Consider the following 16,589-nt stretch of genomic DNA (forward strand, 5'->3'; position numbering starts at 1 on the left):
TCGATATCCTGTGCGGGGATGGCATCGCATCCATCGCCGACGACGGCAGACAGGTGCGCACCACACTTGCCGGCGGCCGGGAAATCGTCGCCGACCTCGCGATCATCGGCATCGGCGCCGTGCCGGTGACCGGGCTTGCGGCCGAAGCGGGGCTTACGATCGACAATGGCATTGCAGTCGATGCCGAACTGCGCAGCAGCGATCCCGACATCTTTGCCGCCGGCGATTGCTGCTCGTTTCCGCTCGCCGTCTATGGCGGCCGTCGGGTGCGGCTGGAAGCTTGGCGCAACGCCCAGGAACAGGGCGCGCTGGCGGCCAGGAACATGCTCGGTGCCGGCGAGGCGCATGCGGCGGTGCCGTGGTTCTGGTCGGATCAATATGGTCTGTCCCTGCAGATCGCCGGGCTGTCCGACGAAGGCAGCAGCACCGTGCGCCGCGACCTCGGCGATGGCGCCTTCATTCTCTTCCATTTGGCGCAAGACGGCAGGCTGGTGGCGGCCAGCGGCATCGGCCCCGGCAACGCGGTCGCCCGCGATATCAGGCTGGCCGACATGCTGATCGGCAAGCACGCGAAACCGGCGCCGGAAGCGCTGGGATCACAGGCGGTCAAGCTGAAGTCGTTGCTGGCGGCTTGAGCCGTCGCGCCAATTGTCGACGTCTGCGCTGCCCCTCATCTGCCTGCCGGCATCTTCTCCCCGTATAGTGACGGGGAGAAGGGCGCTTTCGCCGAGGATTTCGCCAATCGGCAACGTTACAGAGGGGGCGTGGCGGTCAACGATGGCCCCTTTCTCCCCGTCGCTATACGGGGAGAAATGCCCGGCAGGGCAATGAGGGGCGGCGCAGGCGTCGGCAAATTAACGCCAGAGAGCCGCCCTAAAACAGCGCCTTCAGCTCCGGCAGCTTATCATTCACCAGCCAGCCATAGTAATTCTCTTCCGGCAGCTTTTCCGGCTCGCCGGCGGCGCGGCGCCTGTCGTTCTCCGCCTTCAGCGCGTCGGCGCGCTGCTCCGGATTGCCGACATTGTAGAGCGTGGCGGTGACCCCCGGATTGCCCGAAATGTCGAAGCCGGCAATGCTTTTATAGGCATCGATCGATTTCCGGATCGTCGCGGCGACGTAGGGCAGCGTCAGGTCGGGATCCATGATGGTCTTGTAGACCGAATTGGGATCGCCGACGTCGAGCTTCGGCAGGCCGGAAACCTTGTGCACGAGATCGCTCATCTGCAAGGCGGTCAGCGGATTGAGCTGGCCGAGGCCGAAGGTCTGGCCGGCATAGTAAGGCTGGAAGAAGGTGGCGCCGAAACGGTCGTCGGGAAAGCTGGTCCCGCCGACGCTCTTGCCGCGAAACGAATGGTTCCACACCTGCTCGCGGCATTCCCACAGATCGTAGCTGTCGGACATTGCGGCGCATTTCTTGAATTCCGGCCGCTGCACGAAATCCGTGATGTCCTCGCCTTCATAGGCGAAGGACAGCTTGCTGGAGAGATAGGAGATCGCCTTGACGTAGTAGGTCTGCAGCCGGTCATAGGCATCGACATTGTAGGTGTGCTCGCCGACGATGGCGCCGACGATGTGCAAGGGATCGATGCCGTAGGTGGCTGCTGCCTTCTTGATCTTGCCGCGCAGACCGGCGTCGTTCTGCAGCAGGGCGTAGACCTTGCGGTACTTCGCCTGGAAGCTGGTGTTGGTCGCCTGCGTGCGCCGGCTGGAGGCACCCGGAATGTCGGGCTGCACGGCATTGCGATTTCCCGGCGGCACCAATGTCGCTGCCTCGGCGGCGAACAGCGTCGCCGCCAGCGTCAAGCCGAGAATGACCAGGATCAGTTTTTTCATGCACCCGCCGCCCAAGCAATTCCAGGAAAAGTGTGAAACGGTTTCCCGGAATTCCGTCAAACCAAGAGATCGAGAATTGCCGCGCAAACTAGGTAAAGCTCTTGGTCGAGTCGAGAGCGCCCCTTCACCCGGCACTACGAAAGGTGGCCAGATGGTACCATCTGGCCACACATGATTTTGCTTGCCGGAAAATGTTGCCTGGACCGGCGCCGGAACGTTCCGGCGCCGTCGTTTAAAGGATGAACCGCGACAGGTCGGTATTCCTGGACAGGTCGCCGACATGCTTCTCCACATAGGCGGCATCGATGGTGACTGATGTGCCGTTGCGGTCGGGCGCATCGTAGGAGATTTCGTCCAGCACCCGCTCCATCACCGTCTGCAACCGCCTTGCGCCGATGTTCTCGACGCTGGCGTTGAGGTCGACGGCGATGCCGGCCAGCGAATCGATAGCGTCGTCGGTGAAGGTCAGCTCGACGCCCTCGGTCTTCATCAGCGCGATATACTGCTTGATCAGGCTGGCTTCGGTCTCGGTCAGGATGCGGACGAAATCGTCCTTCTCCAGCGCCCGCAGCTCGACCCGGATCGGCAGGCGGCCCTGCAATTCCGGCAACAGGTCTGACGGCTTCGAGACGTGGAAGGCGCCGGAGGCGATGAACAGGATGTGGTCGGTCTTCAGCGGTCCGTATTTGGTCGCCACCGTGGTGCCCTCGATCAGCGGCAGCAGGTCGCGCTGCACGCCTTCGCGGGAAACGCCGGCGCCCATGCCGCCTTCGCGCGAGGCGATCTTGTCGATCTCGTCGAGGAAGACGATGCCGTCATTCTCCGTCGCATCGAGCGCCCGCCGCACCACTTCGTCCTGGTCGAGCAGCTTGTCGGACTCGTCATTGACCAGCAGATCGTAGGACTCCTTCACCGTCGTCTTGCGCATCTTGGTCTTCTTGCCGCCCATCGCCTTCGACAGCATGTCGTTGATGTTCAGCACGCCGATATTGGCGCCGGGCATGCCGGGGATCTCGAAACCGGGCATGCCGCCGCTGCCGGTGTCGGCAACCTCGACCTCGATCTCCTTGTCGTCGAGCTCACCGTCGCGCAGCTTCTTGCGGAAACTATCGCGGGTGGCCGGGCTCGCGGTCTTGCCGACCAGCGCTTCCAGCACGCGTTCCTCGGCGTTGACGTGGGCGCGCGCCTTGACGTCTTCGCGCATCTTCTCACGCACCAGGCCGATGGCGATCTCGACCAGATCGCGGATGATCTGCTCGACATCGCGGCCGACATAGCCGACCTCGGTGAACTTGGTTGCCTCGACCTTGACGAAAGGCGCACCGGCGAGCCGCGCCAGGCGGCGCGAGATTTCGGTTTTGCCGACGCCGGTCGGCCCGATCATCAGGATGTTCTTCGGCATCACCTCTTCGCGCATCTGGCCTTCCAGCTGCTGGCGGCGCCAGCGGTTGCGCAAGGCGATGGCCACGGCGCGTTTGGCGTCCTTCTGGCCGATGATGAAACGGTCGAGTTCCGAAACGATTTCGCGGGGAGAAAATGTGCTCATATCACTAGATTCCACTTTGCCACTGCTTGATGGCCTCGAACGGATGCAGCAGCATGATCACGTTGAGTGTCAGATTGTCCCGGATGAGATAGCCGGTACCGAGTTCGAAGATGATGGCAAGGCTGACGATCACCCATATAGGTAGCCTTCGCGCCATCACAAATCCCAGCATCATGGCCAGTGTGTCGGACACCGAATTGATGATGCTGTCGCCGTAATAGTCGAGCGAGATGGTGCCGGCGCGGTAGCGCTCGATGATGAATGGGCTGTTTTCGAGCAGCTCCCAACCGCCTTCGATGAAGACGGCGAACGCCAGCCTCAAGCCGATCGGCGAACGCGGGAACAGGAATCTTGCCAGCGCATAGAACAGGAAGCCGTGGATGATGTGCGAGAACGTATACCAGTCCGAAATGTGCTGGGAATTCTCCGAACTCTGCACGACGCCATGCCAGAGCTTGACGTAGCCGCAGGTGCAGATCGGCGCTCGCCCCATGCCGTAGAGCGCCCCGGCCTGGAAGATGATCAGGGCGAGGACGAGCAGAAGCCCCATCCGCCAGCTGTCTTCATAGGCCGAATAGCTGTTCTCCGCGGTCGGTGTCGTCATCGGTTCATTCCCCCTCGTTTCGCGTCGCCGTCTCGACCATCACAAGCCTTGTCACGCCTTCAGCGGCGGTAGCCGGCGGATCACGGCAGCCGGCAAGGTGGGTTTGACCACAATCCGCCGGATACGCTGCCAGCCAGCCCCGAACAGAATGATCAGCGCGCCAACAACGACCAGGATCAAGGCAAAAGGCGGGATGCCCGTCGAATCGGAGGCGGAATTCACCAGATAATAGATGCCCAGCGAGCCGAAGTAAGCCAATGTCGGAACCAGAAGCGAACGGCGGTCGATGGCAAGCGCGACATAGAGGAAGCCAAGGATCAGTATAGTCAGCATGATGGTTGCATTGGCATCCGGCGCGATATGTCCGAACACGACGTTCTGGCCGGTTGCCATGATGAAGAGCGGATGCACCAGCATGGGCGCCGAGACGACATGCAGCCAGAAAGCGCAATCGGACCAGATCTTGCGTCGATCCCTGTCGTAAATGTCAAAAGCTACACCCGTTGCGAACACGATCAGGCCGCAGATCAGCGGCATGTAAAGTGCCGCGCGGAGCAATTCGGGAACATCCTCCATACGCGGTGGCGCAATCGCACCCGCTGTCACGCTATCATACAGGATTATCGCCGTTTGCAGGAAGGCAAGCAGTGTAAAAGCGATGGCGATAGCCCCGGCAATGATGGGGACGCGAAAACGCCAGAAATAGATCGCCGCCGCGATTATTCCTCCGCCCAGGAACAGATATCCGGCCTGGGACGCCGTCTGGCGCAACGCCAATAGCTGCCAGATAGTCTCCGGCTTGCGTATGCCGAAGCTGGCCTCCACCTGTAGCGCCAGAGCGGCCAGAATGGCGGCCATGAAAATCAGGGCAAGCACGGACGACGATAATTTCATCCGGTGCTGACGCGTGACGATTTCGGCGAGCCCCCAGGCGAAAACCGCGAGGATGCCTGCGATCCAGAATGTTTGGCCTGGAAGCAAGGTGGTCAGGACAAAGAAGAAGCCGGCGCTGAGCAGAACGGTTCCCACGGTGACAAACAGATCGTTGCCGCCGCCCACCAGCCGCAGGTTTTCCTCGTCACCCTCGTCATCGGCGCGCCTGGCCTCGGGGGCGAGAGCGACCGCACGTTCCATGGCCTCCAACTGATCGCGCAGGGTCTGCGAGATCAAACCTTTCGCGACTGCCTTGTCGAGGGTTTCGGCGCTGATCAATTGGGCTCCTGCGTCGCGTCGCGCGCCATCATCAAGGCCGGCCCGTACTCCGATGTTCTGGTGTCAAAGGCAACAAAGCCAGCCTTTTCATAGGCACGGATCGCCCTGACATTGGCGGGATCCGGATCGATGATGACGCGCGGAACACCTTCCTCGAAAAGCTGTTCGACGAACTGGCGCACGATTGCCGAGCCATGGCCGCGCCCGAGCAACTCCGGCACGCCGATCGACACGTCGATGCCGAGCGTGCCGAACGGCTGGTCGGCATAGGGATGGTCGTCTTCCAGATGCGGGTCGTAGCTCTGCAGATAGGCGATCGGCTTGCCGTCGAGCTCGACGATCAGCGGCTCGACCGAAATCGAGTCGATGTGCTCGCGAATGCCGGCGATTTCCGTCTCCGGATCGTCCCACCACTCTGCAACATGCGGCTCGGCGAGCCAGCCGGCGATCATCGGCAGGGCTTTTTCCGTCACCGGCCGAAAGTCGTAGCTATCTTCTTGTTCGGCGATGATCTCTGGACGAACGGAACCGTTTGTCCGAGAAAACCGGTTTCCACTTTTCGGGGTCATGGCCGGCCTTTTCAGCCGACCTCGAGCGTTTCGACGACGAAATTGTTGTTGGTGTAGACGCAGATGTCGGATGCGATCTGCATCGCCTTGCGGGCGATCTCCTCGGCATCCTTGTCGCTGTCCATCAGCGCGCGGGCCGCGGCCAGCGCGTAGTTACCGCCCGAACCGATGGCCATGACGCCGAATTCGGGCTCGAGCACGTCGCCAGTGCCGGTCAGCGCCAGCGATACCGACTTGTCGGCCACCAGCATCATCGCTTCCAGCCGGCGCAGATAGCGGTCGGTGCGCCAGTCCTTGGCGAGTTCGACGCAGGCGCGCGTCAGCTGGTCTGGATATTGTTCGAGCTTGGCTTCGAGCCGCTCCAGCAGCGTGAAGGCGTCGGCGGTGGCGCCGGCGAACCCGGCGATCACATTGCCGCCCTTGCCGATGCGGCGCACCTTCTTGGCGTTGCCCTTCATGATGGTCTGGCCAAGGCTGACCTGGCCGTCGCCGGCGATCACCACCTTGTTGCCCTTGCGCACCGTCACGATGGTCGTGGCGTGCATGGTCAGATTATCGGACATTTCCTGGCTCCGAGCAGCGCCATCCCGATAAGGCGATCGGCGCGGTACGAGTGACTTGATCGGCCATATGTATGCATGGGACCGATGATTGCAAACCGCTGGATAGCGGCCGGGTTCGCAACTGGCAATCGCCGGATCATGCTGCTAGAAGGCTTTCGTTTTCAAGCCTGCGAGCGCTTGAACCTCTGAGCTGGTCACGATGTGAACCTCTGGGACAAGGATAGAGTGATGCCGCCCCGCGCCGCCGAAGTCAGCCGCAAGACCAAGGAAACCGAGATTGCCGTCTCGGTCCATGTCGACGGCACCGGAAAATCGGACATTTCGACGGGCGTCGGCTTCTTCGACCATATGCTGGACCAGCTGGCGCGCCATTCCCTGATCGACATGACGGTCAGGGCCAAGGGCGACCTGCATATCGACGATCATCACACCGTCGAGGACACCGGCATCGCGCTTGGCCAGGCGCTGGCCAAGGCACTGGGCGAGCGGCGCGGCATCATGCGCTATGCCTCGATCGACCTTGCCATGGACGAGACGCTGACGCGCGCTGCGATCGACGTGTCCGGCCGTCCGTTCCTGGTCTGGAACGTTTCCTTCTCGTCGCCGAAGATCGGCACCTTCGACACCGAACTGGTGCGCGAATTCTTCCAGGCTTTGGCGCAGAATGCCGGCATCACGCTGCATGTCACCAATCACTATGGCGCCAACAACCATCACATCGCCGAGACCTGCTTCAAGGCGGTGGCGCGCGCGCTGCGCGCGGCTCTCGAACGCGATCCGCGCCAGCCGGATGCGGTTCCCTCCACCAAGGGATCGTTGAAGGGATAAGGCCATGGCCACCTATGTCGTGATGGAACCGCCAGGCCGCAGCGAGAAGGCCGATGCCACGGCCTTTGTCCGCGATGGCTTCACCTGGCTGGGCCTCCTGGTGCCGCCGCTATGGTTCGCCTGGCATCGGCTGTGGATCGAGGCAGCGCTTGCCTTCGTCGTCATGGGCCTGCTTTCGATGCTGGGCCAGAAGCTCGGCCTTGGTCTGGCCGGCTCGCTGCTGTCACTGTTGGTTTCGCTCTATGTCGGACTGGAAGGGCAAGGCCTGCGCATCGCGGCACTTCGCCGGCGCGGTTGGCACGAATGGGGCGCGGTCGAAGCCGGTTGGCTCGACGACGCCGACACACGCTATGCGCTGGAAGCGGAAGCGCTTGCCGATGAGGTTGTGCCGGCGCCGCGTATGGTCCCCGATGCTGCCCTCGCGCGGCCAGCGCAGCCGGGCATGGCGCTGGGGCTGACCCACATTCCGGGAAGAAGCTGACATGCGGGTTGCGATCATCGACTACGGCTCGGGCAATTTGCGCTCGGCCACCAAGGCTTTCGAGCGCGCCGCGCGCGAAGCCGGCATATCGGCCGATATCGACCTGACCGCAGATGCCGAGCAGGTGCGCACGGCCGATCGCATCGTCCTGCCCGGCGTCGGCGCCTATGCCGACTGCGCCTCCGGCCTGCAGGCCGTCGAAGGCATGTGGGAAGCCGTCGAGGAGGTTGCGATCGTCAAGGGCCGGCCGTTCCTCGGCATATGCGTCGGCATGCAGCTGATGTCGCAGCGCGGCCTCGAAAAGACGATTACCAAGGGCTTCGGCTGGATATCGGGCGACGTGAAGGAGATCATGCCTTCCGATCCGGCGCTGAAGATCCCGCAGATCGGCTGGAACACGATCGAGCTCAAGCGCCAGCATCCGCTGTTTGCCGGCATACCGACTGGCGCAAGCGGGCTGCATGCCTATTTCGTGCATTCCTATCATCTCGATGCGGGCAAGGCGGACGAGGTTCTGGCGGTTGCCGACTATGGCGGCCCGGTGACGGCGGCCGTCGCCCGCGACAATCTTGTCGGCACGCAGTTCCACCCGGAAAAGAGCCAGGCGCTCGGCCTCGCGCTGATCACCAATTTCCTGCGCTGGAGGCCCTAGAGCATGATCCCGAAAAGTGGACCCCGGCTTTCTCGGACAAACGGTTCCCGTTTGTCCGGAGATCATGCTCGAGCAGAGGGATAGACCATGAGCAAGAAGGGCTACTGGATGGCGATGGTCGAGGTGACCGATCCGGAAAACTATCCGCTATACATTGCCGCCAACAAAGCGGCTTTCGACAAATATGGCGCAAAGTTCCTGACCCGCGGCGGTCAGTCGTCGAGCCCGGAAGGGCTATCGGGCAATCGCCATGTCATCATCGAGTTCGAGAGCTATGCGGTCGCACTCGCCTGCTTCCATTCGCCTGAATACCAGGTGGCGCTGAAATTCCGACGTCTCTATTCGACATCCCATTTCGCCATTGTGGAAGGCGCCTGAACGGATGATCCTTTTCCCGGCGATAGATCTCAAGGACGGCCAGTGCGTGCGCCTCAGGCATGGCGACATGACGACCGCGACCATCTACAACGATGATCCTGCCGCGCAGGCGCGGGCCTTCGAGCAACAGGGTTTCGAATGGCTGCATGTCGTCGACCTCAACGGCGCCTTCCAGGGCCAGAGCGTCAACAGTGCGGCGGTCGGCGCCATCCTCAAGGCAACGAAGAACCCGGTGCAGCTCGGCGGCGGCATCCGCACGCTGGCGCAGATCGAGGACTGGCTCGATCGCGGCCTGGCCCGGGTCATCCTCGGCACGGTGGCGGTGCGTGACCCGGACCTTGTCAAACAGGCCTGCAAGGCGTTTCCGGGCAAGGTCGCCGTCGGCATCGACGCCAAGGGCGGCAAGGTCGCCGTCGAGGGCTGGGCCGAGGCGTCGAGCCTCGGCGTCATCGAACTGGCGAGGAAGTTCGAGGGCGCCGGCGTCGCTGCCATCATCTACACCGACATCGACCGCGACGGCGTTTTGACCGGCATCAACTGGGACGCCACCATCGACCTCGCCGATGCCGTGTCGATCCCGGTCATCGCGTCGGGCGGCCTCGCCTCGATCGCCGACATCGTGCGCATGACCATGCCCGATGCGCAAAAGCTCGAAGGCGCGATCTCCGGCCGCGCGCTCTATGACGGCCGCATCGATCCGGCCGAGGCCCTGGCGATCCTGCAGGGCAGGGCGGAGACGCGGACGTGAAAATCTCCATTATCCTGGCCTCCTATGACAGCGGCCACTATCATGGCGGCATGGGCCAGGGGCCGGACGCGCTGGTCTCTGGCGGGCTCGTCGACGCCCTGACGATGGCCGGCCACGATGTGATGGTCGAGGATATCGGCAAGGTTGGAGATGCCCAGGAGCGTGAAATCGCCACCGGCTTTGCCGTCTGCAACGCGGTTGCGAGCGAGGTTCGCCTTGCCCGCGACGCCGGTCGGTTTCCCATCGTCCTTGCCGGAAACTGCCTGACCAGCGCCGGCGCGGTCGCCGGCGAAGACGCCGATGCGATCATCTGGGCCGACCAGCATGGCGATCTCAACACGCCCGAGACATCCACATACGGCTTTCTCGACGGCATGGCGCTGGCGACCGTGCTTGGCCTGTGCTGGCGGCCGATGGCGTCGGCCATTCCGGGCTTCAAGCCGGTCGATCCGTCGCGTTGCGTGCTCGTCAACGCGCGCGATCTCGATCCCGCGGAAAAACAGCTTCTCGAGACATTGCCGATCGTGCGGACGGAGTGCTCCGGGGTGGCCCAGGCGGCCGAAAGACTGATGGTCGCCGGCGCCAGACGCGTGCACATGCATCTCGATATGGACGTGCACGATCCCCGGGAGCTGCAGGCCAACCGCTATATCACTTCGGGCGGGCCGAGCCCGGAACAGTTGCGCGATGCCACGTGCGCCATCGCGCTGGCGGTGCCGATCGTCGGCATCACCGTTTCCGCCTACGACCCGGCCTTCGACGCCCAGGCCGATGTTCCGCCGCAGGTCGGCCAGTTGCTGAACGATCTCATCGCCACGATAGAGGGCCGCTGATGCTGAAAGCCCGTGTCATCCCCTGTCTCGACGTCAAGAACGGCCGTGTCGTCAAGGGCGTCAACTTCGTCGATCTCGTCGACGCCGGCGATCCGGTCGAGGCGGCCAAGGCCTATGACGCGGCCGGCGCCGACGAACTCTGCTTCCTCGACATCACCGCTTCGTCGGACAATCGCGAGACCATCTTCGACGTTATCGCACGTACCGCCGAACAATGCTTCATGCCGCTGACCGTTGGCGGCGGCGTGCGCCAGGTCGCCGATATCAGGAAGCTGCTTTTGGCCGGCGCCGACAAGGTGTCGATCAACACGGCCGCGGTGAAGAACCCGGATTTCGTTGCGGAGGCCGCCGACAAGTTCGGCAACCAGTGCATCGTCGTCGCCATCGACGCCAAGAAGGTGTCGGGCACCAGTGAGACCGACCGCTGGGAGATCTTCACTCATGGCGGCCGCGAAAAGACCGGCATCGACGCGGTCGAATTCGCCCGGAAAATGGTCGATCGCGGCGCCGGCGAGATCCTGCTGACCTCGATGGATCGGGACGGCACCAAGGCCGGCTACGACATCGCGCTGACCCGCGCGATATCAGACGCCGTGCGCGCGCCGGTGATCGCCTCCGGCGGCGTCGGCACGCTCGACCACATGGTCGAAGGCATTCGCGACGGCCATGCCGGCGCGGTGCTGGCCGCGTCCATTTTCCATTTCGGCACCTACACGATAGCGCAGGCCAAGGCGCATATGGCCGCCGCCGGCCTGCCGATGCGGCTGGACTCTGTGAATAATCGGCCCTAAAGCATGATCCCGAAAAGTGGGAACCGGTTTTCGGAAAAGATCATGCTTAAACAAGCAGATAGATGACGCCATGACCGAGTTTTCGCTTTCCGATCTGGAAAAAATCATTGGGGAACGCGCCCATTCAGGAGATCCGGATTCGTGGACGGCAAAATTGTTCGCGCGCGGCATCGACAAGGCGGCGCAGAAGCTCGGCGAGGAGGCCGTCGAGACGGTGATTGCCGCCGTCAGGGGCGACAAACCGGCCATCGTTTCAGAAAGCGCCGATCTTATGTATCATTGGCTCGTCGTTCTCGGCCTCTCGGGAGTTTCGCTGAGCGACGTGCTCAGGGAACTCGAAGGCCGCACCCGGCGTTCGGGCATCGCCGAGAAGGCGTCACGGCCCAAGGGCTGACCGCGAGGAAGGGCAGGTATCTCGATGGATCAGCTCGCGCCGACCGAGAAGTATTCCCCCTTTCGCTTCTTCTCCGCCGAGCAATGGTCGCAATTCCGCGCCGATACCCCACTGACGCTGAGCGCGGACGAATTCCGCCGCCTGCGCTCGCTCAACGATCCGGTCGATCTCGAGGAGGTCACGCGCATCTATCTGTCGCTGTCGCGGCTGTTGTCGGCGCATGTCGAAGCGAGCCAGCTGCTGTTTCGGCAACGCCAGGCCTTCTTCAACGCGGTCGACGTGGTCAAGACACCGTTCATCATCGGCATTGCCGGTTCGGTCGCCGTCGGCAAATCGACCACCGCACGCGTGCTGAAGGAACTGCTGGCGCGCTGGCCGTCGAGCCCCAAGGTCGATCTCATCACCACCGACGGCTTCCTGCTGCCCAACGAGGTCCTGCGCCGCGAGAACCTGATGGAGCGCAAGGGTTTCCCCGACAGCTACGATGTGGGCGCGCTGCTGCGCTTCCTGTCGGGCATCAAGTCGGCGCTGCCCGATGTCCGCGCGCCGGTCTATTCGCACCTGACTTATGACGTCATTCCTGGCGAGTTCGTCACCATCGACCGGCCCGACATATTGATCTTCGAAGGCATCAATGTCCTGCAGCCCGGCAAGCTGCCGCAGGACGGCAAGATCGTCCCTTTCCTGTCGGACTTCTTCGACTTCGCCATCTACATCGATGCCGACGAGAAGCTGATCCACAACTGGTACATTTCCCGCTTCATGCGGCTGCGTGAGACCGCCTTCCGCAACCCGGACTCCTTCTTTCACCGCTATTCGCAGCTGTCGGAGAGTTCGGCGCGCGCCATCGCCGAAGGCCTGTGGACCAACATCAATTTGAAGAATCTGCGCGAGAACATCCTGCCGACGCGGGCCCGCGCCGACTTGATCCTGCGCAAAGGCGCCGACCACCTGATCGAGGAAGTGGCGCTCAGGAAGCTGTGACGGCCGGCTCCGTCACCCGCCGCAGCGTCAGATTGATCCGCCCGCCGTTTTTCAGCAGCGCCGAGGTCGAGGGATAGATCCGATCGACGCCGTGAAAGCACAGCCGCCCCTCGCCGCCGAGCACCACGACGTCACCGCTTTGCAGCCTGAACGACTTGGTGGCGCCATCACGCGTGGTCTGGCCGACTCGGAACAGGCAGTCGTCGCCGAGCGAGACGGAGACGACCGACGCCGAAAGATCGGTCTCGTCGCGGTCCTGATGCAGGCCCATTTTTGCGTCCGGCGTGTAGAAATTGATGAGGCATGCTTCCGGCGGGTGCGAATAGCCCGAGACCTCGCGCCACAGGTCGAGCAGCGCATCCGGAATTGGCGGCCAAGGCGCCCCGGTTACCGGATGCGCCGGCTGGTAACGATAGCCGTGCTCCTTGTCGGTGACCCAGCCGAGCGGCCCGCAATTGGTCATACGCACGCTCATCTCCTTGCCGGTGCGCGGCATGGCCGGCACGAACAGCGGCGCCTGCTGCACGATCCGTCCCACCTCGTCGACCATCTCTTCCTGCGCGCTGCGCGACAGGTAGGCCGGCATGTGGCGGACGCCTTTGGGCAGGACGAGCACGGATTCGATTACCTCTTGGATGGTTCGGAACCGTAAAATGTCACGTTCAAATGAAAACGGCGACCCGAAAGCCGCCGCTCTTGTCGAATTGGCAGCCGCCGATCAGGCGAGGTCGGGAATGCGCAGCACCTGGCCCGGATAGATCTTGTCGGGATGGGTCAGCATCGGCTTGTTGGCCTCGAATATGACCGTGTTCTTGACGCCTTGGCCCTTGCCGTAGCTTTTCTCGGCGATCTTCCAGAGATTGTCGCCCTTCTTCACCGTGTAGAAGGTGGGCTCCTTGGCGGGGGCGGCGGCCGTGCCAGGTGCTGGCGCGACCTGCAATTCGTCCGCCTGCACTTTGGAGACGCCGAGCGTGTTGCCGACGGCGATGACCGCCTTCTCGAAGATCGACTGGTCCTTGACCACACCCTTCAGCACCGCCGTGTCGCCCGTGACGACGACCTCGACGCCATCGGTGCCGAGCTTGTGCGAATCGAGCTCCTTCTTGAGTGTGTCGGCCGTGGGTGCGGCTTCGTCGTCACCGCCGATGCCCAGTTTCTTGCCGACGCTCTTGACGAAATCGAACATGCCCATCCTTGGTCTCCCTTGCTAATGGCAATGGTTGAACTTTGCATCTGCGGTCCAAAATGGGAAGTCGTTTTGCGCGTGATTGGTGTGGTGCTTAATCGTTCTCCACCCGGCCCCGCAGCTTCTTGATCGTGCCGCGCCCGGCCTTGCTCTTCAGCCGCCGTTCCACGGCACCCTTCGACGGCCGTGTCTTCTTGCGCGGCGGCGGTGGCGGTTCGGCGGCCTTGGCGACCAATGCCGTCAGCCGTGCCCGCGCATCCGCCCGGTTCTGTTCCTGGGTGCGGAAGCGGCCTGCTTCGATGACGATGACACCGTCCTTGGTGGCACGCTGGCCGGCAAGCTTGATCGTCCGCTCGCGCACGCGCTCCGACAGACCCGTTGCGTTGGCCGCGTCGAAGCGCAGTTGCACCGCCGTCGCCACCTTGTTGACGTTCTGGCCGCCGGGACCGGACGAGCGGATGAAATCCTCGTGCAGGTCGCCCGGATGGATCACCGCATCGCCTGATATGATGATGTTGTCGTCGCTCGCCATGCCGCAGTCATGGCGCGGCGGATCGAAAAAGAAAAGGCCCGATCGAACCGGGCCTTTCAACGAAAGCTGACCCCTGTGGCGCGATTACTCCGCCGCTTCCTGCATGCGCGGCGCCGCGCCCAGCACCACGGCGTCGACATGGCTTTCGAATTTCTCGAAATTGACGGCGAACATGCCGACCAGCCGTGCCGCCTGACGGTCGTAGCCGGCCTTGTCGGCCCAGGTCGCCCGGGGGTCCAGAATCATCGGGTCGAGAATGGCGCTATCGATGCCCGGCACAGCCACCGGCACCTCGAAACCGAAATGAGGGTCGGTGCGGAACTCGGCCGTCTTCAGCGAGCCGTCAAGTGCGGCTGCAAGCAACGCGCGCGTCGCCTTGATCGGCATGCGCTTGCCGGTGCCGTAGGCGCCGCCGGTCCAGCCGGTATTGACCAGCCAGCAATCGGCGCCGTGGCGTGCAATCAGCTCGCGCAGCAGATTGCCGTATTCGGAAGGGTGGCGCGGCATGAACGGCGCACCGAAACAGGTCGAAAACGTCGCTTCGGGCTCGGTCACGCCCTTTTCGGTTCCGGCCACCTTGGCGGTGTAGCCGGACAGGAAATGATACATCGCCTGCGCCGGGGTCAGCCGCGCGATCGGCGGCATCACGCCGAACGCATCGGCGGTCAGCATGATGATGTTGTTGGGATGGTTGGCGCGGCCGGTCTTGCTGGCATTGGGGATGAAGTCCAGCGGGTAGGCGCAGCGTGTGTTCTCGGTCAGTCTTCCGTCGTTGAAATCCGGCACGCCATCAGCGTCGAGCACGACATTTTCCAGCACCGTGCCGAAGCGCTGCGTGGTGGCGAAGATTTCCGGCTCGGCTTCCGCCGACAGCTTGATCGTCTTGGCATAGCAGCCGCCTTCGAAATTGAAGATGCCGTGCGGCCCCCAGCCATGCTCGTCGTCGCCGATCAGCGTGCGCGAGGGATCGGCCGAGAGCGTCGTCTTGCCGGTGCCCGACAGGCCGAAGAAGATGGCGGCGTCGCCGGCCGCACCCTCATTGGCCGAGCAATGCATCGGCATCACGCCTTTCGCCGGCAGCAGATAGTTGAGCATGGTGAACACCGACTTCTTCATCTCGCCGGCATAGGAGGTGCCGCCGATCAGCACGATCTTGCGCGAAAGATCGACGGCGATCACCGTTTCGGTGCGGCTGCCGTGACGAAGGGGATCGGCGCGGAAGGACGGCAGGTCGATGATCGTCATCTCAGGCACGAACTGTTCGAGTTCGGCGGCATCCGGACGGATCAGCAGATTGCGGATGAACAGCGAGTGCCAGGCAAATTCGGTGATCACCCTGGTCGGCAGCCTCGACTCCGCATCGGCGCCGCCGACCAGATCCTGGACGTATAGATCCTTGTCCGCGGCATGCGCCTGGAAATCGGCGAGCAGCGTGTCGAACTGGGCCGGCGAGATCGCCTTGTTGTTGTCCCACCAGACATGTGGTTCGGTGGCGCCATCGCGGACGACGAACTTGTCCTTGGGCGAGCGGCCGGTGTGCTGTCCGGTCTCGGCGACCAGCGCGCCATGGGCGGTCAAGCGGGCCTCGCCGCGCCGGATCGATTCCTCATAAAGGGCGGCCGCACCGAAATTATAGCGCACCACGCCGGTGGTTTTCAGGCCGATATGATCGATCGCGCAGGCGGAATTGCGTTTGCCGACTTCCGACATCGAGTGTCCCTCTTGGATTTGCCGCATCTTTGCCGGCACGTTTCCAGCACGCCCACTACGCGGGCGAGATGGTCAGAACCAGAAAAGCCAAATGATATCAAATCATTAATCGATTTAAATATTTTGAAAGTTGTTTAAATCGTTTATATGTGCAAAAAGTTTCGCGGTTGCCCAAAGGATTGGCGATGTCCGTTCGTCCAATCCATGTCGAGGTAGGATTGTGGCCGCCGGCATGCCGCGCGTGACAGCGGACAAGGCCTATGCCACATTTTGTACCTAATTTGTCCTGCAAAAGCCCCTTCTCTACGACAGAAGGGACAGCTCATGAGGGAGCCGCTTGAAATGGCAACAATCGCGCTTGTCGATGACGACCGCAACATTCTGACATCGGTGTCGATCGCCCTGGAATCCGAGGGGTATCGCGTCGAGACCTACACGGATGGTGCGTCAGCGCTGGAAGGCCTGGCGGCACGCCCGCCGAACCTTGCCATCCTCGACATCAAGATGCCGCGCATGGACGGCATGGAACTGCTGCGCCGCATGCGCCAGAAGTCCGACCTTCCGGTGATCTTCCTGACCTCCAAGGACGACGAGATCGACGAATTGTTCGGCCTCAAGATGGGCGCCGACGATTTCATCCGCAAGCCCTTCTCGCAGCGCCTGCTGGTCGAGCGGGTGCGCGCCGTGCTGCGCCGCGCCAGTGCCCGCGAGGCTGCCGCCAAGACGCCAAGCCAGCAGGCCCGCT

The 16,589-nt window shown here is 62.8% G+C and carries 21 protein-coding genes; 11 read left to right on the top strand and 10 right to left on the bottom strand.

Features of this window, described 5'->3' with window-relative positions; translation table 11 throughout:
- Positions 1-635: oxidoreductase C-terminal domain-containing protein (locus EN939_RS02915; RefSeq protein ID WP_164750869.1), on the top strand; the 635-nt coding region annotated here is incomplete at its 5' end.
- A gap of 238 nt (positions 636-873) precedes the next feature.
- Here EN939_RS02915 and EN939_RS02925 read toward each other — a convergent pair.
- From EN939_RS02925 to hslV, 6 genes are all read right to left on the bottom strand, one after another.
- Positions 874-1,833, bottom strand: coding sequence for a DUF1402 family protein (locus EN939_RS02925; protein ID WP_127266871.1), 960 nt, complete (start codon positions 1,831-1,833; stop codon positions 874-876).
- A gap of 232 nt (positions 1,834-2,065) precedes the next feature.
- Entirely contained in the window at positions 2,066-3,379 is a 1,314-nt protein-coding gene (gene hslU, locus EN939_RS02930; RefSeq protein WP_127266872.1) for an ATP-dependent protease ATPase subunit HslU, read from the bottom strand.
- 4 nt (positions 3,380-3,383) lie between these two features.
- The gene (locus tag EN939_RS02935) at positions 3,384-3,983 is read right to left on the bottom strand and encodes a DUF2585 domain-containing protein (protein ID WP_127266873.1); all 600 of its coding nucleotides are present in this window, start codon (positions 3,981-3,983) and stop codon (positions 3,384-3,386) included.
- 51 nt (positions 3,984-4,034) lie between these two features.
- Positions 4,035-5,195 carry a hypothetical protein gene (locus EN939_RS02940; protein WP_164748903.1) on the bottom strand — a complete coding sequence of 387 codons (1,161 nt, stop codon included), beginning with the start codon at positions 5,193-5,195 and terminating at the stop codon, positions 4,035-4,037.
- Positions 5,192-5,704, bottom strand: coding sequence for a GNAT family N-acetyltransferase (locus EN939_RS02945; RefSeq protein WP_127266886.1), 513 nt, complete (start codon positions 5,702-5,704; stop codon positions 5,192-5,194). The genes EN939_RS02940 and EN939_RS02945 overlap by 4 nt, the downstream gene beginning before the upstream one ends.
- Before the next feature lie 71 nt (positions 5,705-5,775).
- The gene (gene hslV, locus EN939_RS02950; RefSeq protein WP_127266874.1) at positions 5,776-6,327 is read right to left on the bottom strand and encodes an ATP-dependent protease subunit HslV; all 552 of its coding nucleotides are present in this window, start codon (positions 6,325-6,327) and stop codon (positions 5,776-5,778) included.
- Positions 6,328-6,555: 228 nt separating this feature from the next.
- Here hslV and hisB point away from each other — a divergent pair, with 228 nt between their 5' ends.
- From hisB to coaA, 9 genes are all read left to right on the top strand, one after another.
- Positions 6,556-7,155 (top strand): imidazoleglycerol-phosphate dehydratase HisB, encoded by a 600-nt coding sequence (gene hisB, locus EN939_RS02955; protein WP_127266875.1) that lies wholly within the window; start codon positions 6,556-6,558, stop codon positions 7,153-7,155.
- Positions 7,156-7,159: 4 nt separating this feature from the next.
- Positions 7,160-7,636 (top strand): DUF2628 domain-containing protein, encoded by a 477-nt coding sequence (locus EN939_RS02960; protein ID WP_027039976.1) that lies wholly within the window; start codon positions 7,160-7,162, stop codon positions 7,634-7,636.
- A 1-nt stretch (position 7,637) separates the two neighbouring features.
- On the top strand, positions 7,638-8,288 hold the full coding sequence (gene hisH, locus EN939_RS02965) for an imidazole glycerol phosphate synthase subunit HisH (RefSeq protein WP_127266876.1): 651 nt from the start codon (positions 7,638-7,640) through the stop codon (positions 8,286-8,288).
- A gap of 87 nt (positions 8,289-8,375) precedes the next feature.
- On the top strand, positions 8,376-8,666 hold the full coding sequence (locus EN939_RS02970; RefSeq protein WP_127266877.1) for a DUF1330 domain-containing protein: 291 nt from the start codon (positions 8,376-8,378) through the stop codon (positions 8,664-8,666).
- Positions 8,667-8,670: 4 nt separating this feature from the next.
- A complete protein-coding gene (gene hisA / locus EN939_RS02975) occupies positions 8,671-9,414 on the top strand; it encodes a 1-(5-phosphoribosyl)-5-[(5-phosphoribosylamino)methylideneamino]imidazole-4-carboxamide isomerase (RefSeq protein WP_127266878.1) in 744 nt (247 codons plus the stop codon).
- Positions 9,411-10,247, top strand: a complete 837-nt coding sequence (locus tag EN939_RS02980; protein WP_127266879.1) for an arginase family protein — start codon at positions 9,411-9,413, stop codon at positions 10,245-10,247. Before hisA ends, EN939_RS02980 begins: the two co-directional genes overlap by 4 nt.
- Entirely contained in the window at positions 10,244-11,038 is a 795-nt protein-coding gene (gene hisF, locus EN939_RS02985) for an imidazole glycerol phosphate synthase subunit HisF (RefSeq protein ID WP_164748906.1), read from the top strand. The genes EN939_RS02980 and hisF overlap by 4 nt, the downstream gene beginning before the upstream one ends.
- Positions 11,039-11,108: 70 nt before the next feature.
- Positions 11,109-11,432, top strand: a complete 324-nt coding sequence (locus EN939_RS02990; protein ID WP_127266881.1) for a phosphoribosyl-ATP diphosphatase — start codon at positions 11,109-11,111, stop codon at positions 11,430-11,432.
- Positions 11,433-11,456: 24 nt separating this feature from the next.
- A complete protein-coding gene (gene coaA, locus EN939_RS02995) occupies positions 11,457-12,416 on the top strand; it encodes a type I pantothenate kinase (RefSeq protein WP_127266882.1) in 960 nt (319 codons plus the stop codon).
- Here coaA and EN939_RS03000 read toward each other — a convergent pair.
- The 4 genes from EN939_RS03000 to EN939_RS03015 form a co-directional block, all read right to left on the bottom strand.
- Positions 12,403-13,032 carry an alpha-ketoglutarate-dependent dioxygenase AlkB family protein gene (locus EN939_RS03000; protein WP_127266883.1) on the bottom strand — a complete coding sequence of 210 codons (630 nt, stop codon included), beginning with the start codon at positions 13,030-13,032 and terminating at the stop codon, positions 12,403-12,405. The genes coaA and EN939_RS03000 overlap by 14 nt on opposite strands.
- A gap of 102 nt (positions 13,033-13,134) precedes the next feature.
- On the bottom strand, positions 13,135-13,608 hold the full coding sequence (lysM, locus tag EN939_RS03005) for a peptidoglycan-binding protein LysM (RefSeq protein ID WP_027039967.1): 474 nt from the start codon (positions 13,606-13,608) through the stop codon (positions 13,135-13,137).
- Positions 13,609-13,696: 88 nt separating this feature from the next.
- Positions 13,697-14,134 carry an alternative ribosome rescue aminoacyl-tRNA hydrolase ArfB gene (gene arfB / locus EN939_RS03010; protein ID WP_023810634.1) on the bottom strand — a complete coding sequence of 146 codons (438 nt, stop codon included), beginning with the start codon at positions 14,132-14,134 and terminating at the stop codon, positions 13,697-13,699.
- Positions 14,135-14,218: 84 nt separating this feature from the next.
- Positions 14,219-15,844, bottom strand: a complete 1,626-nt coding sequence (locus EN939_RS03015; RefSeq protein ID WP_127266884.1) for a phosphoenolpyruvate carboxykinase — start codon at positions 15,842-15,844, stop codon at positions 14,219-14,221.
- Positions 15,845-16,186: 342 nt separating this feature from the next.
- On the opposite strand from EN939_RS03015, the gene EN939_RS03020 reads away from it, so the two are divergent.
- Positions 16,187-16,589: response regulator (locus EN939_RS03020; protein ID WP_127266885.1), on the top strand; the 403-nt coding region annotated here is incomplete at its 3' end.

Source organism: Mesorhizobium sp. M7A.F.Ca.CA.002.05.1.1 (genome assembly GCF_003998335.1).
In the GTDB taxonomy this organism is placed as follows: Bacteria; Pseudomonadota; Alphaproteobacteria; order Rhizobiales; family Rhizobiaceae; genus Mesorhizobium.